The organism is Aeromicrobium duanguangcaii (assembly GCF_024508295.1).
GTDB classification, from domain to species: Bacteria; Actinomycetota; Actinomycetes; order Propionibacteriales; family Nocardioidaceae; genus Aeromicrobium; species Aeromicrobium duanguangcaii.
In genome coordinates, this window is sequence record NZ_CP101990.1 from 2764321 (window position 1) to 2786717 (window position 22397).

The following is a 22397-nucleotide window of genomic DNA, read 5'->3' on the forward strand; positions in this document are numbered from 1 at the left end:
CGCCCGTCACGCGCGGTGGAACCACGCCTTCGCCTCGGGCCGCGACAGCTGGAAGATCACGACGATCGCGCCGAGCATCCAGACGATGCCGATGGGCAGGCCGAGGGCCGCGGATCCCGCCGTGAGAATGCTCGCCACGACGAGCGCCCACCAGCCGAGCCGGTGCCCGCTGGCCGCCCACACGGTCGCGACCAGGCCCAGCAGCGAGACCACGAGCCACGAGCCGAACAGCCAGCTGCCGATGGAGACCATCTGACTGGCCGAGACGCCGGCGGACTCGAGCTGGTCGCGCAGCAGGTCGTTCTGCTGGTACTGCTTCACGACCTCGTCGCGCATCGCGACCAGGGCCAGCAGCACCAGCCCGGAGACCATCGCGCCGATCAGCGAGCCGATGCCCGCGACCAGCAGCGCCACGGTGACCGGCTTGGGACGCGCGCCCGTCACGGGCGCGGCGACCTGCTGGGAGTACGCGGCCTGCTGCGGGTGCTGCGCGTACTGGGCCGGGTCGTACGGGGGCGGCTGGGGTCCGTCGGGCGCGGACGACGCCGGAGCGGCTCCCGCGGCGGGAACCGAGGGCGTGGTGCCCAGGGACAGCGGGGTGCGCCCGTTGACCACCGCGAACCACTCACGTGCCTGGGCCGTCCACAGCAGGTAGACCACCAGGATGCCCAGGATCGCGGGCAGCAACCCGCCCACTCCGGTGAGCAGGAAGCCCAGCGCGGCGAGCCCGGCCAAGATGGTCAGACCGATCCGCGAGGCCTGGTGCCCACGAGAGGCGTAGAACGAGAAGACGGTCGCCGCGATGGCGGCGACGAGCAGGCCCATGCAGATCCAGCGCAGGATCGGCAGCAGCGCATCGGCGTCCGCGCCGACCGGCTCGAGACTCGAGCGCAGCGACTCCTGGATCTCGATGGAGCCCCAGTTCTGGAGCGTCCCGTACAGCGAGAAGGCGGCCACGATGCCGCCGAGCCCGCCGTACACGCAGGCGAGGGTGACGGACCGGGGCCTGGGGGTGGACATGACTCAAATCCAACCAGACCGCTCCTGAGCCGCCCGATGCGGTTTGTCCACTCCCCCGGAAGCGCCGACGCCTCCCCGGGAACTTTCCCCGGGGAGGCGTCGGTTTCACCACGCGGCGTCGATCAGGCGCGACGCACGACCAGCTCGTCGGCGTCGGGCTCGCGGTCGACCAGCACCGTGTCGCCGTCGCGGACCTGGCCCGCGAGCAGCTCACGCGCCAGCCGGTCGCCGATCGCCTGCTGCACCAACCGGCGCAGCGGACGGGCGCCGTAGGCCGGATCCCAGCCGGTGAGCGCCAGCCACTCCTTCGCGGCCAGGGTCACGTCGAGCGTGATCCGGCGCGGGGCGAGCCGCTTGGCCAAGGCGTTCAGCTGCAGGTCGACGATGCGCGTCAGGTCCTCCACGCCGAGCGCGTCGAACATGACGACCTCGTCGAGCCGGTTGAGGAACTCCGGCTTGAAGGCCATCCGCACGACCTCCATCACCTTGTCGCGCTTCGCCTGGTCGTCCAGGGCCGGATCGACCAGGAACTGCGAGCCGAGGTTCGACGTCAGGATCAAGATGACGTTGCGGAAGTCGACCGTGCGGCCCTGACCGTCGGTCAGGCGACCGTCGTCGAGCACCTGCAGCAGGATGTCGAAGACCTCCGGGTGGGCCTTCTCGACCTCGTCGAGCAGCACGACCGAGTACGGGCGCCGACGCACGGCCTCGGTCAGCTGGCCGCCCTCGTCGTACCCGACGTAGCCCGGAGGCGCGCCGACCAGGCGAGCGACCGAGTGCTTCTCGGAGTACTCGCTCATGTCGATGCGCACGATCGCGCGCTCGTCGTCGAACAGGAAGTCCGCCAGCGACTTGGCCAACTCGGTCTTGCCCACGCCCGTGGGGCCGAGGAACAGGAACGAGCCGGTGGGGCGATCCGGGTCGGACACGCCCGCGCGGGCCCGCCGCACGGCGTCGGAGACGGCGCGCACGGCCGGCTTCTGGCCGATCAGGCGCTTGCCGAGCTCGTCCTCCATGTGCAGGAGCTTCTCGGTCTCGCCCTCGAGCAGGCGGCCCGTCGGGATGCCGGTCCACGCGGCCACGACCTCGGCGATGTCGTCGGGGCCGACCTCCTCGTGCACCATGCGGTCGACGGACGCCGACTCCTCGGCAGCCTGCGCATCGGCGAGCTGGCGCTCCATCGCGGGGATCTCGCCGTAGAGGAGGCGGCTGGCCGTGTCCATGTCACCCTCGCGCTGGGCGCGCTCGGCGGCGATGCGGGCCTCGTCGATGCCCTGCTTGATCCGGCCGACGGCGTTGAGGCTCTCCTTCTCGGCCTCCCACCGGTGCTCGAGCGAGCGCAGGTTCTCCTCCTGGTCGGCCAGCTCCTGGCGCAGGGCGACGAGCCGCTCCTGGCTGGCCTCGTCCTTCTCGTTCTGCAGGTGCAGCTCCTCCATCTTGAGCCGGTCCACGGAGCGACGGAGCTCGTCGATCTCGACGGGGCTCGAGTCGATCTCCATGCGCAGCCGGCTGGAGGCCTCGTCGATCAGGTCGATGGCCTTGTCGGGCAGCTGACGGCCCGGGATGTAGCGGTGCGACAGGGTCGCGGCGGCGACGAGGGCCGCGTCGGCGATCTCGACCTTGTGGTGCGCCTCGTACTTCTCCTTGAGGCCACGCAGGATCGCGATCGTGTCCTCGACGCTGGGCTCGCCCACGAAGACCTGCTGGAAGCGGCGCTCCAGGGCGGCGTCCTTCTCGATCGACTCGCGGTACTCGTCGAGGGTCGTCGCGCCGATCATGCGCAGCTCGCCGCGGGCCAGCATCGGCTTGAGCATGTTGCCCGCGTCCATGGCGGAGTCGCCCGTGGCGCCGGCGCCGACGACGGTGTGCAGCTCGTCGATGAACGTGACGATCTGGCCGTTGCTCTCCTTGATCTCGGAGAGCACCGCCTTGAGGCGCTCCTCGAACTCGCCGCGGTACTTCGCGCCGGCGACCATCGCGCCGAGGTCGAGGCTGACCAACCGGCGGCCGCGCAGCGACTCGGGGACGTCGCCGTCGATGATGCGCTGGGCGAGGCCCTCGACGACGGCGGTCTTGCCGACGCCGGGCTCGCCGATCAGCACGGGGTTGTTCTTGGTGCGGCGGCTCAGCACCTGCACGACGCGCCGGATCTCGGAGTCGCGGCCGATGACCGGGTCGAGCTTGCCCTCGCGGGCGAGCGCGGTCAGGTCGATGCCGTACTTCTCGAGGGACTGGTACTGGTCCTCGGCGTCCTGGCTGGTGGCGCGAGCCCCGCCGCGGACGGACTCGAAGGCGGCCTTCAGGGTGTCGGGTGTGGCACCGTGCGACGCCAGCACCTGCTGGGCCGGGCCGGTGACGGTCGCGATGCCGACCACCAGGTGCTCGCTCGAGACGAACTCGTCACCGAGCTCGGAGGCGAGGTCGATCGCGCGCTGCAGCACCTCGTGCGAGGCGCGGGCGAGCTGCGGGTTGCCGACGGTGGAGCCGCTGGCACTGGGCAGACGGCCGATGACGGCCTCGAGCTCGGCCTCGACGGCCGCGGGGTCGGCGCCGGCGGCGGACAGCAGCGGAGCGGCCGTGCCGCCCTGCTGGGTGATGAGTGCGGAAAGGAGGTGAGCCGGCTCCACAGCGGGATTGCCGGCGGCAGCAGCCTGCTGCATGGCGGCAGCGAGAGCCTGCTGACTACGCGTGGTGAAGTGGTTCAGGTCCATATCAATGTCAACGCGGCCAAAGTTGAGTCCATTCCACTCAAGTCCGAGATTTTTCATCCACGCGCGGACCACAGCCGCCGAACGGCACGAAGGCCCGCCCCTTGACGGGACGGGCCTTCGTGGAACCGCGGATCACTCCTTGGCGGGAGTCTCCTTGGCGTCGGCGGCCGCAGCAGCGGCCTCCTCCTTCGCGAGGTACTCGTCGCGCGCGGCGCCGGGGATCCAGCCCGTGTTGACGACCTTGACCTGGAACACCGACGCGGCCACCACGAGCACCACGCCGATCACGACGCACAGGATGAGACCGATCATCGGGCCGATCTGCAGGCTCGTGCCGAGCAGCGTGCCGAACCAGCCGAAGTCGGCGTCGCCGAAGGTCGAGTTGGACAGCCCGAACTCGCCGAACACCTTCAGCAGCAGCGCCGGCAGGATCGTGATCAGCAGGCCGTTGACGAAGCCGCCCACGATGGCGCCGAGGCGACCACCGGTCGCGTTGCCGTAGACGCCCGCACCACCACCGGTGAAGAAGTGCGGCACCATGCCGGGCAGGATCAGCGCCAGCCCGAAGGCCGGCTCGAGCCAGAGCGCCAGGACGCCGAGCATCACCAGACCGCCGACGAACGAGGACAGGAAGCCGATCAGCACGGCGTTGGCGCCGAACGGGAACACGATCGGGATGTCCAGCGCCGGCTTGGCCCCGGGGACGATCTTGTCCGCGATGCCCTGGAAGGCGGGGACGAGCTCACCCAGGACGGTGCGGACACCGTAGAGGATGATCGCGACGCCGACGCCGAACTGCAGCGCGAGCGAGAGACCGGCCATGACGGCGGCACCCGCGTCGGGCGAGTTGAGCAGCTCCTTGGTGGTGTCCGGGCTGGAGATCAGGCCCCAGACGACGAAGACCTCGTAGATCAGCACCATCGACAGCGCGGTGGCGACCATCGAGTCGCGCAGGAACTTCAGGTTCTGCGGGAAGTCGATCTTCTCCGTGGAGTGGCTCTTCTTGCCCACCAGCTGGCCGGCGGCACCGGCGGCGATGTAGCCCAGGCTGCCGAAGTGGCCGATCGCCAGGGAGTCGTCGCCGGTGATCTTGCGCGTCCACGGCTGGGTGAACGCCGGCATGACGACCATGATCACGCCGAGCAGGAACGCGCCGACGAGGACGACGAGCCAGTCGCTCTTGTCGTCGAGGCCCACCGACAGCACGACCGTCAGCATGAGCGCCATGAACACCATGTGGTGGCCGGTCAGGAAGATGTAGCGCAGCGGCGTGAAGCGGGCCAGCGCCAGCATCACGAGGAAGCCGAGCACCAGCACGTACGCACTCTGGGCGCCGTACTTCTCCGACGCGACCGCGGTGATGACCTCGTTCGTCGGGATCACGCCCTGCGCGCCCGTGACGTCGAGGATGATCTCGCCCAGCGGCGTCAGCGACCCGGTGACGACGTCCGCGCCGGCACCCAGGATCAGGAAGCCGAGAGCCGCCTTGAGGCCGCCGCCGATCACCTGTCCGCTGGACCGCTTGAGGGCGATGAGGCCGACCGCGGTGATGATGCCGATCAGGTATGCCGGCACATTGAGGATTTGCTGCCCGATGAAGTCGAGTACATCGACGAACCAGTCCATGTTCTTCTCTTTCTCTTACGTCGTACGTTCCGTCAGGAGAGGAACGGCGTGAGCTTCTCGGTGATCTCGGCGACGTCCATGAAGTTGTCGATGACGATGACCTTGGCCGGCACCTCACCGATCTCGGGAGCCAGCTCCGCCGAGGTCAGCACGATCTCGGCCGATCGGGCCGCGCCACGGGCGGTGCCGATGTCGGCAGCCTCCACGTCGGCGTCCTTGCCCAGCGCGCGCAGCGCCTTCTCGGCGTTCATCTTCAGGAGCACGGAGGTTCCGATGCCCATTCCGCACACTGCGACGATCTTCATGACGCTGGCCCTTCGTTGCCGGTTGTTGTCAGGATCTCGAGGACGCGCGCCGGCGAATCGGCGTCGCGCAAGGAGGCGAGGAGGTCGGTGTCGCCCAGCACGGCGGCCAAGGACGACATGAGACCGAGGTGGCCGTCGTGGTCGAGCGCGGCGAGCGCGACGACGAGCCAGACGGGGTCGTTCTTCTCGTGCCCGAACTCGACCGGCTCGGCCAGCTGCAGCCAGCCGATGCCGGCCCGCTGCACGGCCGGGGACGGGCGCGAGTGCGCGAGCGCGACACCCGGCGCGAGCACGATGTACGGACCGAGCTTCTCGACGGTGGCGATCATCTCGTCGGTGTAGTCGTCGGTCGCGACGCCCGTGGCGGTGAGCAGATCTCCGGCCTGCCGGACGGCGTCGCGCCAGTCCTCGGCATGGGCGCCGACCGAGATCGCGTCCTGGGTGAGTTCATCGGAGAGTGTCATGGATCGCCCCTCGGGTCGCCGCCGCTGGCGGGTGTTCGGAGCGTAACGCGCTCCGTTTCTCTTTTGCCTAACAGTAGGCATATACAACCGGAGCGGCGCGCCGACCCCGGCGCCGAGGGCTCTAGGCGGTCGGGCGGCGCAGCACCCGCAGGCTCTCGGTGCGTCCGATCTCGACGAAGCCGTCGCTCAGCGCCCGCTCGTAGATGTGGAACGGCGCCTGTCCCCCGTCGTTCGGATCGGGGAACACGTCGTGGATCGCCAGCGCGCCGCCGGGGCGCACCCACGGCGCCCACCCGGCGTAGTCGGCCTGGGCGGCCTCCTCGGTGTGGCCGCCGTCGATGAAGACGAGATCGGCCGGAGTGCGCCACCACGACGAGATCGTCGACGAGCGCCCGACCATCGGGACGACGACGTCCTCGAGCCCGGCGTGCCACAGGGTTCGGCGCAGCACCGGCAGGGTGTCGAAGGCGCCCGTCTCGGGGTCGACCAGCGAGGCGTCGTGGTACTCCCAGCCGACCTGGTGCTCCTCGGACCCGCGGTGGTGATCGATCGTGACCAGTGTGGCCCCGCTCTGGCGCGCGACGTGGCCCAGATGGACCGTGGACTTGCCGCAGTAGGTGCCGATCTCGACGATCACTCCCCCGGCCGTCGCGTGCTCGGCGGCGGCGTCCCTCAGGGCCTGTGCCTCGACGTCGGGCAGGAATCCGCGCACGTCGGCGGCGATGCGGGCAAGGTCCTCGGGGAGTGCATTCACCCGGCGCACTCTACGGGTGCCGGGAGAAAACCTCGTTTGGGACGGGTGTGACTCCTGTGTCGCGTACGATCGTCCGGTGAGTCGACGCGTGATGACGTGGGCCGCCACGCTCGCCGTGGTGGCCTCTTTGATGCTGGCCCCCGGCGTCGCCTCGGCGACCGCCGACGAGCTCGACCCGTCCGCCGGGGACGGCACGGCACCCATCACCACGCCCACGTCCGCTCCGACCACGGCTCCGACCGTCCCGACCCCGGTCGACGGGGGCACCGGCGGGGGCGGGGGCGACGTGGTCGTGCCCGACCCGAACGCACCGGGCCCCTCCGATCCTCGGGTCCTGGTGTTCGGGGACTCGATCTCGGCCCCGGGCCGCTACCGCGCCGCGGCGACGACCAACCGGGTCAAGGCCTGGTGGGCATGGGTCGCCGACGGCGCCGGGCTGGATCCGCGGGACGTCATGGTCAGCGCAGAGGCGGGCTCCGGCATCGTCGCCCGCGGTGGTGGCGGCCACGGTCGGGTCTGCTCCGGCTCGACGTTTGGCGACCGCCTCGGCAAGGTGGCGCTGACCAGGCCCGACGTGATCGTGGTCGAGGTCGGCCGCAACGACATCTGGGACTGCGTCGGCACCCGTCGCGTCGCGGTCGATCCGAAGAAGCGCCAGCGACTGGCCACCTCGTACTTCGCCCGGCTCGCCCAGGAGGCCGACCGCCACGGCGTCCCCCGCTCGAAGGTCTACGTCCTCACGGCGTGGGGCTCGTCGCAGAGCAACCAACACGTCGCGGTCACCGCGCTCTACGAGGGCCTCGTGCGCAGCCAGGGATTCTCCTGGGTGCCGCTGGCCGCCCTGCCCAAGAACCAGACCTCCGACGGAGTGCACCCCAACGCCCGCGGCGCGCGGTCGCTGGGCACGGGCGCTCTGAAGGCCTCCGACCTGGCCGTCGCCATCGCCTCGCGCGGCAAGCGCTCGGGCTCGGTCGCGACCCAGGGCCGCGTCCGCTGCCAGTCCCTGAAGGCGTGCAAGGCCGCCGGCGTCCGGACGTTCACCTACGCCAAGGCCCCGAAGCGGGTCTGGGGCGTCGCCGGGCCGAGCCCGCGCCACTTCGTCGCGCACGCGCTGACCAGCCGCGGTCGCACGGCTCCGGTCCTGAATGCCGCCACGGCGAAGGCCTGGCGCTCGGACGCCGTGCAGTCGCGCAGCGCCGTCCAGACCGCGCACCCCAAGCCCGGCGACATCGCCTGGTGGCCCACCGCGCCGGCCGGCGTGGCGCCCTCGGCCCAGGGACACGTGGGCCTCGTCCAGCGCGTCTCGGCCGACAACACCGTCGTGGACGTCAGCGAGGTCACCAGCACCGGCCGCTTCCGCTCGGTCCGGTACAGCGGCGCCTCGCGGCCTCGCGGGTTCCTGCGCTTCAAGCACACCGACGGCAGCCCTCGTGGCGTCGTCGGCTCGGTCACCGCCAACCGTCGCGCGGTCGTCGTCAGCGGCCGGGCGGTCGACACCGACGCCGAGCGTCGCGGCACCCGGATTCGCGTGACCGTCACCCAGTCCGGGCGCACCTGGACGCGCACGGCGAAGGCGACCCGGTTCGCGTTCTCGCACCGCATCGCGCTGCCGGGCCTGCGACGGGGCCCCGCCACGGTGAAGGTGAAGGCGCTCAACGCGCCGAACAGCCGCGGCAAGAACGTGGCCCTGGCGACCCGCCGCGTCGCCATCGCCTGAGTCCTGCGGCGGGGCCTCCGCGACCGCGAGAGTGACGCAGGCCACAATCGGTGCATGAATGCGCAGCGTGACGTCGACGTCCTGATCGTCGGTGCCGGCCTGTCCGGCATCAACATGGCCCACCGCATCCAGGAGGCCTGCCCCGAGCTGTCCTACGCGATCGTCGAGCGACGCGAGCGGATCGGCGGCACCTGGGACCTGTTCCGGTACCCCGGCGTCCGCTCGGACTCCGACTTCTTCACCCTGGCGTTCCCGTTCCGCCCGTGGCGTGGCAAGGACTCCATCGTGGACGGCGACCAGATCCTGGAATACCTCGACGACACGGCGCGAGAGTCCGGCATCGACCGGCACATCAGCTTCGGGCGCCGCGTCGACGCGGCGGACTGGTCGTCGGAGCAGGGCCGCTGGACCGTCGAGATCGACGGACCGGACGGACCCGAGACGTGGACGACGCGCTTCCTGATCGCCTGCACGGGCTACTACGACTACGACGAGCCGTACGATCCCGGATTCGTCGGCCTGGAGGACTTCGGCGGCACCGTCGTGCACCCGCAGTTCTGGCCCGAGGACCTCGACTACGCGGGCAAGCAGGTGGTGGTGATCGGCAGTGGAGCGACCGCCGTGACGATCGTGCCCGCGATGGCGGAGCGGGCCGAGCACGTGACGATGCTCCAGCGCACGCCGAGCTATCTGCTGGCCCAGCCGAAGGGCGACCCGATCGCCGACGTCGTCCGCAAGGTGGCACCGCCGCGCGTGGCGCACCACGTCGTCCGCACCAAGAACATGCTGCTGCAGTGGACCCTGTTCCAGGCCTGTCAGCGCGCCCCTCGGACGATGCGCAAGGTCCTGCTCAAGGGCGTCGCCCACGGCACGGGCTCGGCCGAGATCGCCGAGCAGCACTTCAACCCGCCGTACGACCCGTGGGACCAGCGCCTGTGCGTCACGCCGCAAGGTGACATCTTCGCCTCGATCAAGTCCGGCGACGCCTCGGTCGTGACCGGCCGGATCGACCGCTTCGTCGAGGAGGGCGTGCGGCTCGAGGACGGCACCGTCGTCCCCGCTGACGTCGTCGTGACGGCGACCGGCCTGTCGATCAAGATCCTCGGCGGCGCGAGGCTGACCGTCGACGGAGCGCTGCGCGACCCCGCCGAGTCCTTCGCGTTCCACGGCGCGATGCTCACCGGCCTGCCCAACTTCGCCTTCTGCGTCGGCTACATCAACCTGTCGTGGACGATGCGCTCGGACCTGACGTCGCGCCTGGTCGCCCGGGTGCTGCGGCGACTGATCGACTCCGGGGCCACGTCGGTCGTGCCGGTCTTCCCCGGCGCCTCGGAGTCGACACCGCTGATGGACATGGAGTCGGGCTACCTGCAGCGCGGCGCGCACCTCATGCCTCGCGCCACCAGCTCGTACCCCTGGTCGTTCAAGCAGAACTTCCTGGTCGACTCCTGGTCGACCAACCGAGCCGATCTCGACGACGGGCTGTCGTGGACCACCGCTCCGGCGCGGGCGGGGGTCGACGCATGAGGGCCGTCAGCTCGCACCGGGGCGTGCTCGACGTCGTCGACCTCCCCCAGCCCGTGCCCGGGCCCGGCCAGGTGCTGCTGCGGGTCGTCCGCTGCGGCATCTGCGGCTCGGACCTGCATGCGCGGCACCACAGCGACGCCAGCGCCGACGTGGCTCGCGAGGTCGGCTACGACCACTTCATGCGCCAGGACCACCACGTCGTCATGGGTCACGAGTTCGTCGGCGAGGTCGTGTCCTACGGACCGAAGACGCGTCGCCGCTGGGACACCGGCGACCTCGTCGTGACCCTGCCGGTCCTGCGGCACGGCGACCAGGTGCACATGACCGGCCTGTCCGAGCTCGCGCCCGGCGGCTTCGCCGAGTACGTCATCGCGGCCGAGGACGTGACGATGCCGGTCCCGGAAGGGATGGACATCGACCTCGCGGCGCTGACCGAGCCGCTCGCCGTCGCTCATCACGCGGTGCGCCGCGGTCGCGTCGGCCGCAGGGAGGTCGCCATCGTGATCGGCTGCGGCCCCATCGGGCTCGCGGTCATCTGCATGCTGAAGGCGGCCGGCGTGCGCACCATCGTGGCGAGCGACTACTCCGCGGGCCGTCGCGACCTGGCCCGCCGCTGCGGCGCCACGATCGTCGTCGACCCGGCCGAGCAGTCGCCGTGGGAGGCCTACGACCGCCCAAAGAAGCACCACACCACGGCCACCGGCCTGTTCGGCGAGGCGATCGACGCGATGCACCTGCTGCAGAAGGTGCCCCGTCTGCCCTGGTGGCGCGTCATGCGCGCCGCCGAGAAGGCCGGCGCCGTGCCCCGGGGACCCGTCGTGTTCGAGTGCGTCGGCGTCCCGGGCGTCATCGAGGACATCGTCACCCACGCGCCGTTCCGCTCGCGCGTGGTCGTGGTGGGCGTGTGCATGGAGCCCGACACCTTCCGGCCGACGATGGCCAGCAACAAGGAGATCGATCTGATCTTCTCGTTCTGCTACGACCCCGCCGAGTTCCGCGAGACCTTGCACCTGGTCGCCTCCGGCAAGGTCGACCCCTCACCGCTGGTCACCGGTGTCGTGGGCCTCGACGGCGTCGCGCAGGCCTTCGACGACCTCGCCGACCCCGAGCAGCACGCGAAGATCCTCATCGATCCGTCCCGCTGACCGAGGCAAGTTGGCGCCTCCTTGGGGAAACTTCCCTCGGGAGGCGTCGGTTTACCACGGGACCGTGGTAAACCGACGCCTCGCTCAGCGACCCATGAACCCGGCCGCCGGGGTGGCGCCGGTGAGGGCGTCGCGGGCCAGCAGGGCGGTGCCGGCGGTCCAGGTGGACTGCTCGACGGGCCAGCGCTTGTCGTCGTTGTAGACCAGGCCGGTCCACCAGGCGCCGTCCGGATCCCGGAGGTGCGCGATGTCGGCGTAGAGCGAGGCGGCCGCGTCGGTGCGGCCGGCGCGCACCAGCGCGAGGACCAGCTCGAGCGTCTCGCCGCCGGTGACCCACGGGTTGACCGTGACGCAGCGCGTGCCGAAGCCGGGGACCACGAACTCGTCCCAGCGCTCGTCGAGGCGCGCGGCGGCCGCGTCGCCCTCGAGGACGCCCGTCATGACCGGGTAGTACCAGTCCATCGAGAAGCGCGGCTTGGGCGTGAACAGTTCGGGTCGGTGCGTCAGGGCGGCGGCGATCGCGTCGGCCGCGTGCTGCCAGTGCGGCCGGGGGTGGCCCCAGCGCTCGGCCAGCCGGGCGGCGCAGCGCAGGCTGAAGACGATGCTGGCGTTGCCGGTGACGAGACACTCGTCGGCCACCTTGCCGTCGACCCCGCGCGCCCAGGCGATCGGTCCGTCGCCGACCTGGAGTTCCAGCACGACGTCGACGGCTCGCTCGAGCATCTCGAAGAACGAGCGGGCGTCGACCCCGAGCAGTTCGAGGTGCCACAGCCCGGTGGCGACGTAGGCGCAGTAGTTCGCGTCGGTCTCGGGCTCCTCGACGCCGTCGTCATTCGCCCCGGGCCAGTACTTGCGGCCCCACGACCCGTCGGGACGCTGGGCGTGCCGCAGCCAGTCGTACGCCGCGACGGCCTCGTCGACGAAGCCCTCGGTGGCCAGACCCATCGCGGCCTGCACGTGGTCCCAGGGGTCGAGGTGACCGCCCTCGAACCACGGGATCGCTCCGGTGGACAGCTGGACGGACGCGATCCACTTCGCCGTGGTGGCGGCCTCGGTGGGCGTCACCGCGCCGGCCTCTCGCCACTTTTGGAAACGGATCCACGTTCCAGCGGCCCAAGAAGGTGGAACGAGTTCCAAAAGTGGGAAGGGGGGCGACGAGGGGCGCGACGAAGGGAGGCGGGGCGACCGAGGAGCGGCATCAGAACGGCTTCTGGAAGTACAGGGCCACGCTCTTGCCGATCAGTGGGTTCAGCGCCTGCTCGGCCCACCGGGTCGTGCGGGGCGCCTTCATCATGTCCCACACCAGCAGCTGGTGGTAGCCACGGACGAGCGGGTGCTGGTCACGGCCGACGCCGACGGCGCACTTGATCCACCAGTACGGGGCGTGCAGCGCGTGGGCGTGGTGCTGGTGGCGGAACTGCAGGCCCGTGGCCTCCAGCTTGGCGCGCAGCTCGTCGGCCTTGTAGATGCGGATGTGGCCGCCCTCGTTGGCGTGGTACTCGTCCGAGAGCGCCCAGCAGATCCGCTCGGGCAGCCAGCGCGGCACCGTGACGGCCAGGACGCCGCCGGGCGCGAGGATGCGCTCGAGCTCGCTGATCGCCTGGACGTCCTCGGGGACGTGCTCGAGGATCTCGGACGCCAGCACGACGTCGAACGAGCCGTCCTCGTAGGGCATCTCGAGGATGTTGCCGACCTTGACCTGACCGCTGCCGCCCGGGGGGACCTCGCCTTCGAGCTCCATCGCGCCGAACATGTTCTCGACGCCCTTCAGCTCGACCTCGTCGAGGTCGAAGGCGGTGACGTGGGCCCCGCGGCGCAGCGCCTCGTACGAGTGACGGCCCGCACCGGCGCCGACGTCGATGAAGCGCGTGCCGCGCCCCACTCGGAGTCGGTCGAAGTCAACGGTCAGCATGGGGGTTCCTTCCGTCCCGGTACTGGCGAGCTCGGTGATCGGCGATCACTTTCTCATAGGTCTGCGCGGTGGCTCGGGCCACGGCGATCCAGCTGAAGCGGTCGAGCGCGCGCTGCCGCGCGACCCCCGACAGGCGCTCGCGCTCGGCCGGATCGTCCAGCAGCCGGCCGATCTCGGTCACGAGCTGCTCGACGTCGCCCGGCTCGACCAGCACCCCCGCGTCGCCCACGACCTCGGGCAGGGCGCCGGCGGCGCTGGCGACCAGCGGCGTCCCGCAGGACATCGCCTCGACGGCGGGCAGGCTGAAGCCCTCGTAGAGCGACGGGACGACCATGATCTCGGCGGACGAGATCAGCGACGCCAGCTCCTCGTCGGAGATCCCGCTGTGCACGGTGACGATGCCGGCCAGGTCGCCGTGGTGGATGCGCTGGTGCGCCGGGCCCTCGGGGTCGAGGTTCGACACCAACTGGACGTCGATCGGGCGATCGGTGCTGAGCTTGGCCGCGGCGTCGAGGAAGTGCGCGAGGCCCTTGAGCGGCGAGTCGGCGCTGGCCACCACGACGAGACGCCCGGGCACCCGCTCGGCCGGCGGGCTGAACAGGTCCGTGTCGACGCCGAGCGGCACGACGGTCATCTGCTCGGGGCGCAGCCCGAAGTCGGCGACCGTGTCGGCGGCCGACGCGGTCGAGACGCCCAGGATCGTGCGGATCCGGCGCGCCACGAACGCCTGCATCCGCACGAACGCGTACCAGCGTCGCGTCGTCACCTGCTTGCGCAGCGGGGCGGCGGCGATGTCGAGCGCGCGGTCGCGGCTGATCGGGTGGTGGATCGTGGCGAGGAAGGGCTGGCGGCGGTTGATCGGCAGCAGTCCGAATCCCAGCGACTGGTTGTCGTGCACGACGTCGAAGCCCGAGAGGTCGAGGCGACGCGCGCGCAGGCTGAAGGTCAGCGGCTCGGGGAACGCCGCCGTGAGCATCTGCAGGTACTCCAGGACGTCGATCCAGTCGCGGAACTCCCGCAGCTTCGGGGTCCGGAACGGATCCTCGTCGCGGTACAGGTCCAGGCTCGGCACCTTCTCCAGGCGCACGTCCGGGTGCAGGTCCTCGGGGTACGGCTGGCCCGAGAAGATCGTGACCTCGTGCCCCAGGTCCGCCAGTCCGGCGCTGAGATTGCGCACGTAGACGCCTTGGCCGCCGCTGTGCTGCTTGCTGCGGTACGACAACAGTGCAATCCGCACGCGGCCTCCTCGATACTCGTCGGTAACCATTGTGCCGGTCGTCACTCCGACAGCATCAGCGGGAGCCGACCTGGACGTCGGCCAACTCCACGACCATGCCGCCTCGGACGGTGCCGTGCACTTCCGCGAGCCCATCGGTCTCACGCGCGAGGGCGTCGACGACCTCGGGATCCTCGGGAGAGTCGACGTGGACGGCGTACGCGATCCGCCGCGCTGGCTCGCCCGGTCCGTCCCAGTCCGAGTCGACCGTCACGCGGACGCCGTCGATCCGCAGGCCGCGGGAGGCCGCCTCGCGGTACAGGTCGTTGACGAAGCAGGTCGCGAGGGCGGCCGCGAGCAGCTCCCCGCCGTTGACGGCCGAGCCGCCCTCGTCCCGAGCGCCGATGGCGAGCGGAGTCGACCACTCATCCGTCGTCACCGTCACCTCGTGCGAGCCCGGCGCGTTCTCGACCGTCGCGGTGATCCTCATCCGTCGAGCGTCCTCCGCCGCGCGCTCGACGGCAAGGGTCAGTACCCGAGGAAGGCGTCGCGCCGGACCTGCTTGGCGCGGCCCCGCAGCTGGCGGGCGACCGCGTCGACGAAGTCGGGGCGGCCCGAGACGAAGGCCGTGCGGTCGGCCAGGTCGGGGACGTGCTCCGCGATCGTCGGCCCGTCGACCCGGTCGACGGGCAGCCGGACGACCCGGGCGCCGGTGGCCTCGAGCTCGGCGACGTACGGCTGGTCGTCCCGCTCGCCCAGGACGACGACGACGTCGCGGTCCGGGTGCGCGGCCAGCTGGCTCAGGAAGGGCGTGACCCCGATGCCGGCGCCGACCAGCAGGACCGGCCCGGAGTCGGGCCACACGAAGTCGCCGTGGACCGACGTGACCCGCACGCTGTCGCCCGGCTCGAGCGCGGCGAGGGCGCGCTTGTAGGACGAGCCCGGCTCGGGGTGGCGCGTCGACAGGACGACCTCGGGCCCGGGGGCCGACATGACGCTGAACATGCGCCGGCGACCGCGGGTGTCCGCGCGGTGCGGCACGTCGACCTCGACGTACTGACCCGGCGCGAACTGCAACGGGCGATCGGCGTCGAAGACGTACTCGACGACGTCTCCGGACAAGGGCCGGCGCTCCCGCAGGACGAGCGAGCGCGACCCCTGTCGCAGCGCGAGGGCGACCAGTCCCGTCACCACGAGGGTGAGCTCGTAGGTGCTGCCGAACGGCTCGACCGTCCACGGCTCACCGAACAGCCGCGACGTCAGCAGCGGCCACGTGAACAGCACGGCGGCCAGGGCGGCGACGCTCCACTGCTGGCGCTGACGCGGCGGCAGGGTGAGCGGCTCGCTGAGCATGAAGCCGGCGAAGAAGACGATCGGCGTCGAGTACGCGGTGAAGCGCACCGCGTCCCCGAGGTCCGTGCCGATGCCCAGCTGCCACCAGATCGAGATCGCGGCGGCGATGACCGTGAAGATCGCGCCGAGCGCGAGGCGACGCGTGCGGTACAGCACCACGACGGCGCCGACGAGGACGAACCAGAACAGTGACTCGCTGCCGACCCACCAGCCCGTGAAGGGCACGGGCCACCCGGTCGCCCAGCCGAGCGCGAGCGTCAGCACCACGCCGGCCGCCGCCGGGTTCACGACGTGCCGGCCACGCCACGCGAACGCGTACTTCGAGGCCTGCGCCAGCGCGGCGACGAGGGCCAGCCATCCCAGCTGCTCACCGTCGGTGGTCGGCAGGAACAGGAACCACAGGATGAGCGCGGTCACGACCGAGGACTCGAGGTGTGGATGGGCGCCGACGGACCGCCCGAACACGATGTTGGCGACCACCGAGGACGCCACCATCACGGCGAGGGTCAGCAGCATCGCGCCGACGCTGAAGATCGTGGTGTCCAGCACCCCGAGCGCGGCCTGGACGACCGCGACGGCGGCCAGCGCCAGCAGCACCACCGTGACCAGCCGGTACATCGTGAACCGGCCGAGCTGGCGATCCAGGAACGTCATGCGAAGACCTCTCCGGGGAGTCCCCGCGCCACCAGCCGGTGGTCGCGGTCGAGCGCGGCCCACCAGTGTCCCGCAACGGCCAGGTCCGGGACGAAGAAGGCCGCGCTGGCCAGCCCGTCGGACCAGCCCGCGTCCGGACCACCCGCCCAGGCGGCGATGACGTCGCGCGTGGGCCGGCCCGATCGCGCGTCCAGGACGTGGTGCAGGTCGTCCGACCAGCGCCGCCGATTGCTGGCGGAGCCGCAGATCGCCTGACCGTCGGGGACCTCGGCCACGGCGACCGCCAGCTCGGGGTCGTCGGGGTCCTCGAGGGCGACCCGCAGGGTGCGCCCGGAGCGGTTGACCAGATCGCCGCTGGCGTCCACGACGCACGGCTGGTCGACCATGGCCGCGACCTCTCCGGCGAGCCAGCCCTTGCCGACGGCGCCGATGTCCAGGACGACGGGCTCGGGCACGCGCAGGACCGTGCCGTCGAGCTCGCAGTCCGACCACGCGGGGACGCGCACCGGCTCGCCCTGCGGCGTCAGCCGGTACCCCGCTCCGTAGCCGAGCTGTTCGAGCGCACCGCCGACCAGCGGGCTGACGGCGCCTGCCGTGAGGGCGTACAGCCGGTCATAGATCGCCAGGATCGACGGCGCGTCCGGACCGAGATCGACCGCACGCTCGGTGCGCAGGCGCTGAATGGTCGCATCAGCGCGGAACCGCGACCACGTCCGGTCGAATGCCTCGATCCGGTCCGTGATCGCGGTTCGCAGTGCGGGGACGATCGGGTCGGGGGTCCCGATCGACCACGGGGTTCCGATGGCGTCGAAGCGCCACTCGGAGGTCATGGTCGGCTCAGGCCTTGGCCTGGCTGATGATCTGCTCGATGGCGTCGTTGAAGCCGCCGCTGGTCAGCGAGGAGCCGGAGACCTTGTCGACGTCGAGCTCGGTGATCTTGCGACCGACGACCTGTGCGTCGATGCCGCTCTCGAACTTCTTCTGGTACTGCTCGGAGTTGCCGCTCTCGGCCTGCCCGTCGGCGTCGAGCTCCGTGATGGTGCCGTCGGCGGTCAGGTCGACCTCGACCTCGATCGACTGGGTCCGCCCGTCGGGCGTCGTGTAGGTGCCCGTCGCCTCGTACTCACCGGGGCGGAAGGCGCCGCCGGCGGGCGCGGACTCGGCGGGCGCCGACGGGGTTGCCGACGTCGCCGGCGGGGTCGCGCTCGTTGCCGCGTCCTGCTCGCCGCCGTCGTCGTCGCCACAGGCGGCGAGCGTCAGCAGGGCGGTCGATGCGGCGAGTGCGGCGTAGGCGCGGCGCTTCGTCGGGGTCATGCGGCTCCTCGATCGGGATCGGATGGTTTCTGGTTCAACCGTCTGCGCCCAAGGTAGGCGACCGGCTCGCCGATTTCGAGGCGCGCCCCCGCCTCCCGGTGGACGCACAGCGACTTCTCAGGCAGAGCCGAACAACACGTTTATGAGTTTTAGGGCGGTTTATCCATTTCACATAAATCGACCTCAAGACGCTAGCTGCAGCGCGCCAATCTGCGAGAGATGGCCGAACACGGCCCAGAACCTCAGAAGGCAGCCGATGTCGCTGAAGTCATGGGAAGGACCTCCCAGAACCTGGCACCCACTCGCGCAGAACTCATCAACATGGGCCTTCTCTATACGCCCGAGCACGGATACGCCGCTTTCACCGTTCCTCACTTTGACAAGTTCATCTTGCGTGCCATTGCGGAACTCGTCGTACCGCCGCTGCGCCGCCGCCGGAGCTGACGCTCCTTCCCGAACACGACGCGGGCAGTCAGGTGAGGCAGAACTCGTTGCCCTCGGGGTCCTGCATGACCAGGAATCCCGTCTCGAGCGGAGGATCGGGCTCGAACCGCTCCCGCCGGGTCGCGCCCCGCGCGACGAGGCGCTCGGCCGCCGCCTCGAGCGCCTCCATCCGGGCGTCGCCGGCCAGGTCGGGCGCCGCCGATCGCACGTCGAGGTGGACGCGGTTCTTGGCCATCTTCTCCTCGGGCACCTGCTGGAAGAACACGCGCGGCCCGCGGCCCTGCGGGTCCTCGATCGCGGCCTTGGACCGCCGCTGCTCGACCGGGACCCCGACCCGCTCCAGGAAGACGTCCCAGGCCAGCCACGGGTCGGCGCCGGGCTCGAGCGCGACCCCGGGCGGGCCCGGCACGACGTAGTCCAGGGCGGCCGCCCAGAAGTCGGCCAGCGCCGGGGCGTCGTGGGCGTCGAAGGTGATCTGGACGTCGAGGCTCATGAGGGACTCCGCTCGTGGGACCTGCCTCCACCCTGCACCCGCCCAGCACTCCCCCGCCACCGCCGCGGCCCTAGCCCACGGTGCGCCACGTCCAGATGCCGGTCGGGTGCCTGACCGTTGGGCCGAGAGTCTTAGGCTTGCCTCATGACTGTGGACAGGAAGGTGCGCGTCGCCGTCGTCGGCGCCGGCCCCGCTGGCGTGTACGCGGCCGACATCCTCACGAAGACCGAGGACCTCGATGTCACCGTCGACATCCTCGATCGCGACCCGACCCCGTTCGGCCTGATCCGCTACGGCGTGGCGCCTGACCACCCGCGGATCAAGGAGATCATCAAGGCGCTCAAGCGCGTGATGGCCAACGACGACATCCGCTTCTTCGGCAACGTCAACTTCGGCACCGACATCAAGCTCGAGGACCTCAAGGGGTTCTACGACGCCGTCGTGTTCGCCACGGGCGCGCGCCGTGACCGCGATCTGCAGATCCCCGGCGTCGACCTCGACGGCTCGTACGGCGCCGCCGACTTCGTCTACTGGTACGACGGCCACCCGGACGCTCCGCGCGAGTGGGACTTCCAGCCCCACGCCAAGGAGGTCGCCGTCCTCGGCGTCGGCAACGTCGGCCTGGACGTGGCCCGCATCCTGGCCAAGACCGCCGACGAGCTGCTCGTCACCGAGATCCCCGACAACGTGTACGAGGGCCTGAAGAAGAACGCCACGACCGACGTGCACGTGTTCGCGCGCCGCGGCCCGGCCCAGGTCAAGTTCACCCCGATGGAGCTGCGCGAGCTCAGCCACTCCCCCACGATCGACGTCGTCGTGCACCCCGAGGGCTACGAGTTCGACCACGGCTCGATGGAGGCGCTCGCCGCCGCGAAGAGCCAGAAGCTCGTGGTCAAGGTCCTGGGCGACTACCTCGCCAAGGAGCCCACGGGCGCCCCGCACCGCATCCACATCCACTTCTGCCAGAACCCCGTCGAGATCCTCGGCGAGGACGGCAAGGTCGTGGGCCTGCGCACCGAGATCACCGAGCTCGACGGCACCGGCAACGTCCGCGGCACCGGTCAGTTCAAGGACTGGCCCGTCCAGGCCGTCTACCGGGCGATCGGCTACTACTCCGACAACCTGCCGGGCCTGCCGTTCGACTCCAACACCGGCGTGCTGCCCAACGACGGCGGCCACGTGCTCGACATCGACGGCAGCCCGATCGAGGGCGTCTACGCGACCGGCTGGATCAAGCGCGGCCCGGTCGGCCTGATCGGCCACACGAAGTCGGACGCGGCCCAGACGATCAAGATGCTCGTCGAGGACCTGCCGAGCCTGCCCGCTCCGGAGTCCTCCGAGCGCGAGGCGTTCGACCGTCACCTCGACAGCCTCGGCGTGGAGTACACGACGTGGCAGGGCTGGGAGAAGCTCGACGCCCACGAGGAGTCCCTCGGCGCGAGCGACGCCCACCCGCGCGAGCGCAAGAAGGTCGTCCCCCGCGACGAGATGGTCGCCATCGCGCGCAGTTGACGGTCCACGCCGTCGGTCGATCGGCCGACGGCGCGTCAGGCTCCTAGACTCACGTCATGAGCCGATTGCTGCTGATGCGCCATGGCATGGCCGGTTTCGCCAACGGACTCGAGGACTTCGAGCGACCGCTGGCCGACGCGGGTCGCCAGGAGGCCGCCCAGGCGGGTGACTGGATCCGCGAGCACGTCGGCGACGTCGACACCGTGCTGTGCTCGACCTCCACGCGCACCCGAGAGACGCTCGACGCCACCGGCCTGCTGGCTCCGACCCGCTTCCTCGACGAGATCTACGAGGCGGAGACCGGGGACCTGCTCGAAGCCATCCGGTCGGTCGACGACGCCGAGACCGTGCTGCTGCTCGGTCACGCCCCCGGCACCCCGGACCTGGCCACCGGCCTGGCGAGCGACGACTCCGACCAGGACGCGGTCGATCGTCTGAACACGGGGTTCCCGACCGCGGCCATCGCCGTGCTGGAGGTCGACGGGCCCTGGTCCGACCTGGCCGAGGGCACGGCCCGACTGATCGACGTCATCACCTCGCACTGACCTCGCCCAGCGCATCGGCGAGCACCGAGCGGCCGAACCAGGCCGGAACCTCGCCACGGACGCCACGGGGAGCGTCGATCTCGACGTGAGCCGACCGGATCGCCCGGTCCCACGCGATGTCGCCACGCCAGAGCCGCGTCATCGTCCGCAAGGTGGTCCGCACCGTCGCGGCCACCTCGAAGCCAGGGTCGTAGTCGCAGACGTCGACCGACCCGTCGGTCACCACGAGCCACCAGCGACCGGCCCGCCGCAGATCCGTGAACTCGATCGCCACGCAGGTGCGCCCGGCGGGCCACTGCGCTCCGATCGTGCGCCGGACGTCCCACATCAGCAGGTGCGGGTCGAGGTCCTCGTCACCGAAGTCCTCGATCCACCGCAGTCCCCAGACGCCCAGGCTCATCACCGCGACGTGCAGGTCGCGTCCGCACTCCGTCAGCCGGTAGGCGCCGTCCTCGTGGTCGACGATCCCGTGCCGCTCCAGCGCCTGCAGCCGCTTCGACAGCAGCGCCGGGGACATGCGCGGGACACCACGGCGCAGCTCGTTGAAGCGCGTGCTGCCCAGCAGGAGCTCACGGACGATCAGGATCGTCCAGCGCTCGTCGAGGATCTCCATCGCCTTCGCGAGAGGACAGAACTGGCCGTAGGACGTCGCCATGATCGGCCTCCTTCGTTCCGACCATCGTGCGCCTGCCTCCACGACGGGCGCCACCGCCCGACCGGGTGGTACAGAAACAGAACTGGTCCGGCGACCGGTCCGCGCCGAGTCTGAAGAGCAGGAACCAGACACGGAGGACGATCCATGAGCACCACCGACACCACGGGCGCCGACCCGGCGCCGCTCGACGACCTGAAGGCCCGGCACCGCCGCATGTGGGCCCTGGGCGACTACCCGCGCGTCGCCCGCGAGATCGTGTCACCCCTCGGCGGGGTGCTCGTCGACGCGCTCGACGTGACCGAGGGCGAACGCGTTCTCGACGTCGCCGCCGGCACGGGCAACGCCGCCCTCCGGGCGGCTCATCACGGCGCGGTCGTCACCGCCTCGGACCTCACCCCCGAGCTGCTCGAGGCGGGTCGTGCCGACCACCCGGACGTCGACCTGACCTGGGACGTCGCGGACGCCGAGGCGCTGCCCTATGCGGACTCCGCCTTCGACGTGGTGTTGTCGGCGATCGGAGTCATGTTCGCGCCCCACCACCAGCAGGCGGCGGACGAGCTGGTCCGCGCCTGCCGACCGGGAGGGCGGATCGGCATCGCGTCCTGGACGCCCGCGGGGACCATCGGGCAGCTCTTCGCGACCATGAGGCCCTACGTGCCCGCCCCACCGCCGGGTGCCTCGCCGCCCCCGCTGTGGGGGAATGAGGACCACGTGCGCGAGCTGTTCGGCGACCGGGTCCGCGGATGGCGGGTGGAACGTCGCTGGCTGCCGGTCACCCACTTCGAGGACGGCGCCGGGTTCCGCGACTACTTCGCGGCCCACTACGGGCCCACGATCGCGGCCTACGCGACGCACTCCGGCGACCCGGAGCGGACCGCAGACCTGGACCGTGACCTGGCCGCTCTCGGCGATCGCGAGGGGTCCGTGGGGCCGGACGGCTTCGCGATGCGGTGGGAGTACCTGCTGATGACCGGCGAGGTCGTCTGAGCACGAACGAAGGCCGGCCCCCGCGATCCGGGGGCCGGCCTTC

Annotated in this window: 22 protein-coding genes; 7 read left to right on the forward strand and 15 right to left on the reverse strand. The window is 71.0% G+C overall.

Going from position 1 to position 22397, the window contains the following annotated elements; translation table 11 throughout:
- Nucleotides 1-6: 6 nt before the first annotated feature.
- From NP095_RS13620 to NP095_RS13645, 6 genes are all read right to left on the reverse strand, one after another.
- On the reverse strand, nucleotides 7-1020 hold the full coding sequence (locus NP095_RS13620; protein ID WP_232419153.1) for a hypothetical protein: 1014 nt from the start codon (nucleotides 1018-1020) through the stop codon (nucleotides 7-9).
- 122 nt (nucleotides 1021-1142) lie between these two features.
- Entirely contained in the window at nucleotides 1143-3731 is a 2589-nt protein-coding gene (clpB, locus tag NP095_RS13625) for an ATP-dependent chaperone ClpB (protein ID WP_232419152.1), read from the reverse strand.
- 132 nt (nucleotides 3732-3863) lie between these two features.
- Nucleotides 3864-5357, reverse strand: coding sequence for a PTS ascorbate transporter subunit IIC (locus NP095_RS13630; RefSeq protein ID WP_232419151.1), 1494 nt, complete (start codon nucleotides 5355-5357; stop codon nucleotides 3864-3866).
- Between the two features lie 32 nt (nucleotides 5358-5389).
- The gene (locus NP095_RS13635) at nucleotides 5390-5662 is read right to left on the reverse strand and encodes a PTS sugar transporter subunit IIB (protein WP_232419150.1); all 273 of its coding nucleotides are present in this window, start codon (nucleotides 5660-5662) and stop codon (nucleotides 5390-5392) included.
- On the reverse strand, nucleotides 5659-6126 hold the full coding sequence (locus NP095_RS13640; RefSeq protein WP_232419149.1) for a PTS sugar transporter subunit IIA: 468 nt from the start codon (nucleotides 6124-6126) through the stop codon (nucleotides 5659-5661). Before NP095_RS13640 ends, NP095_RS13635 begins: the two co-directional genes overlap by 4 nt.
- Nucleotides 6127-6247: 121 nt before the next feature.
- Nucleotides 6248-6880 carry a class I SAM-dependent methyltransferase gene (locus tag NP095_RS13645; RefSeq protein WP_232419148.1) on the reverse strand — a complete coding sequence of 211 codons (633 nt, stop codon included), beginning with the start codon at nucleotides 6878-6880 and terminating at the stop codon, nucleotides 6248-6250.
- A gap of 76 nt (nucleotides 6881-6956) precedes the next feature.
- On the opposite strand from NP095_RS13645, the gene NP095_RS13650 reads away from it, so the two are divergent.
- From NP095_RS13650 to NP095_RS13660, 3 genes are read left to right on the forward strand one after another with little or no spacing between them, the layout of a single operon-like run.
- Nucleotides 6957-8597, forward strand: a complete 1641-nt coding sequence (locus NP095_RS13650; protein ID WP_232419147.1) for a GDSL-type esterase/lipase family protein — start codon at nucleotides 6957-6959, stop codon at nucleotides 8595-8597.
- Between the two features lie 54 nt (nucleotides 8598-8651).
- The gene (locus NP095_RS13655; RefSeq protein WP_232419146.1) at nucleotides 8652-10124 is read left to right on the forward strand and encodes a flavin-containing monooxygenase; all 1473 of its coding nucleotides are present in this window, start codon (nucleotides 8652-8654) and stop codon (nucleotides 10122-10124) included.
- Nucleotides 10121-11269 carry a zinc-binding dehydrogenase gene (locus NP095_RS13660; RefSeq protein ID WP_232419145.1) on the forward strand — a complete coding sequence of 383 codons (1149 nt, stop codon included), beginning with the start codon at nucleotides 10121-10123 and terminating at the stop codon, nucleotides 11267-11269. The genes NP095_RS13655 and NP095_RS13660 overlap by 4 nt, the downstream gene beginning before the upstream one ends.
- An 84-nt stretch (nucleotides 11270-11353) precedes the next feature.
- Here the strand turns inward: NP095_RS13660 and NP095_RS13665 are convergent, their stop codons facing one another.
- The 7 genes from NP095_RS13665 to NP095_RS13695 all read right to left on the reverse strand — a co-directional run bounded on the left by NP095_RS13665 (nucleotide 11354) and on the right by NP095_RS13695 (nucleotide 17718).
- Nucleotides 11354-12334, reverse strand: a complete 981-nt coding sequence (locus tag NP095_RS13665) for a prenyltransferase/squalene oxidase repeat-containing protein (protein WP_232419144.1) — start codon at nucleotides 12332-12334, stop codon at nucleotides 11354-11356.
- Nucleotides 12335-12467: 133 nt separating this feature from the next.
- Nucleotides 12468-13181 (reverse strand): class I SAM-dependent methyltransferase, encoded by a 714-nt coding sequence (locus NP095_RS13670; protein ID WP_232419143.1) that lies wholly within the window; start codon nucleotides 13179-13181, stop codon nucleotides 12468-12470.
- On the reverse strand, nucleotides 13168-14418 hold the full coding sequence (locus NP095_RS13675; protein WP_232419142.1) for a glycosyltransferase family 4 protein: 1251 nt from the start codon (nucleotides 14416-14418) through the stop codon (nucleotides 13168-13170). The genes NP095_RS13670 and NP095_RS13675 overlap by 14 nt, the downstream gene beginning before the upstream one ends.
- Before the next feature lie 55 nt (nucleotides 14419-14473).
- Entirely contained in the window at nucleotides 14474-14887 is a 414-nt protein-coding gene (locus tag NP095_RS13680; RefSeq protein ID WP_232419141.1) for an OsmC family protein, read from the reverse strand.
- 38 nt (nucleotides 14888-14925) lie between these two features.
- Entirely contained in the window at nucleotides 14926-16404 is a 1479-nt protein-coding gene (locus tag NP095_RS13685) for a ferredoxin--NADP reductase (RefSeq protein ID WP_232419140.1), read from the reverse strand.
- Nucleotides 16401-17234: an FAD:protein FMN transferase gene (locus NP095_RS13690; RefSeq protein ID WP_232419139.1), complete on the reverse strand. Its 834-nt coding sequence runs from the start codon at nucleotides 17232-17234 to the stop codon at nucleotides 16401-16403. The genes NP095_RS13685 and NP095_RS13690 overlap by 4 nt, the downstream gene beginning before the upstream one ends.
- A 7-nt stretch (nucleotides 17235-17241) precedes the next feature.
- Nucleotides 17242-17718 carry an FMN-binding protein gene (locus NP095_RS13695; RefSeq protein WP_232419138.1) on the reverse strand — a complete coding sequence of 159 codons (477 nt, stop codon included), beginning with the start codon at nucleotides 17716-17718 and terminating at the stop codon, nucleotides 17242-17244.
- 219 nt (nucleotides 17719-17937) lie between these two features.
- Between NP095_RS13695 and NP095_RS13700 the strand changes: the two genes are divergently transcribed.
- A complete protein-coding gene (locus NP095_RS13700; RefSeq protein WP_232419137.1) occupies nucleotides 17938-18162 on the forward strand; it encodes a hypothetical protein in 225 nt (74 codons plus the stop codon).
- A gap of 28 nt (nucleotides 18163-18190) precedes the next feature.
- Here the strand turns inward: NP095_RS13700 and NP095_RS13705 are convergent, their stop codons facing one another.
- Nucleotides 18191-18655, reverse strand: coding sequence for a VOC family protein (locus NP095_RS13705; protein ID WP_232419136.1), 465 nt, complete (start codon nucleotides 18653-18655; stop codon nucleotides 18191-18193).
- Between the two features lie 144 nt (nucleotides 18656-18799).
- Between NP095_RS13705 and NP095_RS13710 the strand changes: the two genes are divergently transcribed.
- Both NP095_RS13710 and NP095_RS13715 read left to right on the forward strand, forming a co-directional pair.
- Nucleotides 18800-20167: an FAD-dependent oxidoreductase gene (locus NP095_RS13710; RefSeq protein ID WP_232419135.1), complete on the forward strand. Its 1368-nt coding sequence runs from the start codon at nucleotides 18800-18802 to the stop codon at nucleotides 20165-20167.
- Nucleotides 20168-20223: 56 nt separating this feature from the next.
- Nucleotides 20224-20712 (forward strand): SixA phosphatase family protein, encoded by a 489-nt coding sequence (locus tag NP095_RS13715; protein WP_232419134.1) that lies wholly within the window; start codon nucleotides 20224-20226, stop codon nucleotides 20710-20712.
- Here NP095_RS13715 and NP095_RS13720 read toward each other — a convergent pair.
- Nucleotides 20699-21367: a winged helix-turn-helix transcriptional regulator gene (locus NP095_RS13720; RefSeq protein WP_232419133.1), complete on the reverse strand. Its 669-nt coding sequence runs from the start codon at nucleotides 21365-21367 to the stop codon at nucleotides 20699-20701. The two genes, NP095_RS13715 and NP095_RS13720, sit on opposite strands and share 14 nt — an antisense overlap.
- Before the next feature lie 144 nt (nucleotides 21368-21511).
- Here NP095_RS13720 and NP095_RS13725 point away from each other — a divergent pair, with 144 nt between their 5' ends.
- Entirely contained in the window at nucleotides 21512-22354 is an 843-nt protein-coding gene (locus tag NP095_RS13725; RefSeq protein ID WP_232419132.1) for a class I SAM-dependent methyltransferase, read from the forward strand.
- Nucleotides 22355-22397 lie beyond the last annotated feature (43 nt).

Coding starts and splice junctions, on each gene's coding strand:
- NP095_RS13635 (WP_232419150.1), bottom strand. CDS start 5,662: ATGAAGATCGTCGCAGTGTGCGGAATGGGCATCGGAACCTCCGTGCTC.
- NP095_RS13725 (WP_232419132.1), top strand. CDS start 21,512: ATGAGCACCACCGACACCACGGGCGCCGACCCGGCGCCGCTCGACGAC.
- NP095_RS13670 (WP_232419143.1), bottom strand. CDS start 13,181: ATGCTGACCGTTGACTTCGACCGACTCCGAGTGGGGCGCGGCACGCGC.
- NP095_RS13620 (WP_232419153.1), bottom strand. CDS start 1,020: ATGTCCACCCCCAGGCCCCGGTCCGTCACCCTCGCCTGCGTGTACGGC.
- NP095_RS13680 (WP_232419141.1), bottom strand. CDS start 14,887: ATGAGGATCACCGCGACGGTCGAGAACGCGCCGGGCTCGCACGAGGTG.
- clpB (WP_232419152.1), bottom strand. CDS start 3,731: ATGGACCTGAACCACTTCACCACGCGTAGTCAGCAGGCTCTCGCTGCC.
- NP095_RS13640 (WP_232419149.1), bottom strand. CDS start 6,126: ATGACACTCTCCGATGAACTCACCCAGGACGCGATCTCGGTCGGCGCC.
- NP095_RS13705 (WP_232419136.1), bottom strand. CDS start 18,655: ATGAGCCTCGACGTCCAGATCACCTTCGACGCCCACGACGCCCCGGCG.
- NP095_RS13695 (WP_232419138.1), bottom strand. CDS start 17,718: ATGACCCCGACGAAGCGCCGCGCCTACGCCGCACTCGCCGCATCGACC.
- NP095_RS13630 (WP_232419151.1), bottom strand. CDS start 5,357: ATGGACTGGTTCGTCGATGTACTCGACTTCATCGGGCAGCAAATCCTC.
- NP095_RS13655 (WP_232419146.1), top strand. CDS start 8,652: ATGAATGCGCAGCGTGACGTCGACGTCCTGATCGTCGGTGCCGGCCTG.
- NP095_RS13660 (WP_232419145.1), top strand. CDS start 10,121: ATGAGGGCCGTCAGCTCGCACCGGGGCGTGCTCGACGTCGTCGACCTC.
- NP095_RS13715 (WP_232419134.1), top strand. CDS start 20,224: ATGAGCCGATTGCTGCTGATGCGCCATGGCATGGCCGGTTTCGCCAAC.
- NP095_RS13720 (WP_232419133.1), bottom strand. CDS start 21,367: ATGGCGACGTCCTACGGCCAGTTCTGTCCTCTCGCGAAGGCGATGGAG.
- NP095_RS13710 (WP_232419135.1), top strand. CDS start 18,800: ATGACTGTGGACAGGAAGGTGCGCGTCGCCGTCGTCGGCGCCGGCCCC.
- NP095_RS13685 (WP_232419140.1), bottom strand. CDS start 16,404: ATGACGTTCCTGGATCGCCAGCTCGGCCGGTTCACGATGTACCGGCTG.
- NP095_RS13700 (WP_232419137.1), top strand. CDS start 17,938: ATGGCCGAACACGGCCCAGAACCTCAGAAGGCAGCCGATGTCGCTGAA.
- NP095_RS13690 (WP_232419139.1), bottom strand. CDS start 17,234: ATGACCTCCGAGTGGCGCTTCGACGCCATCGGAACCCCGTGGTCGATC.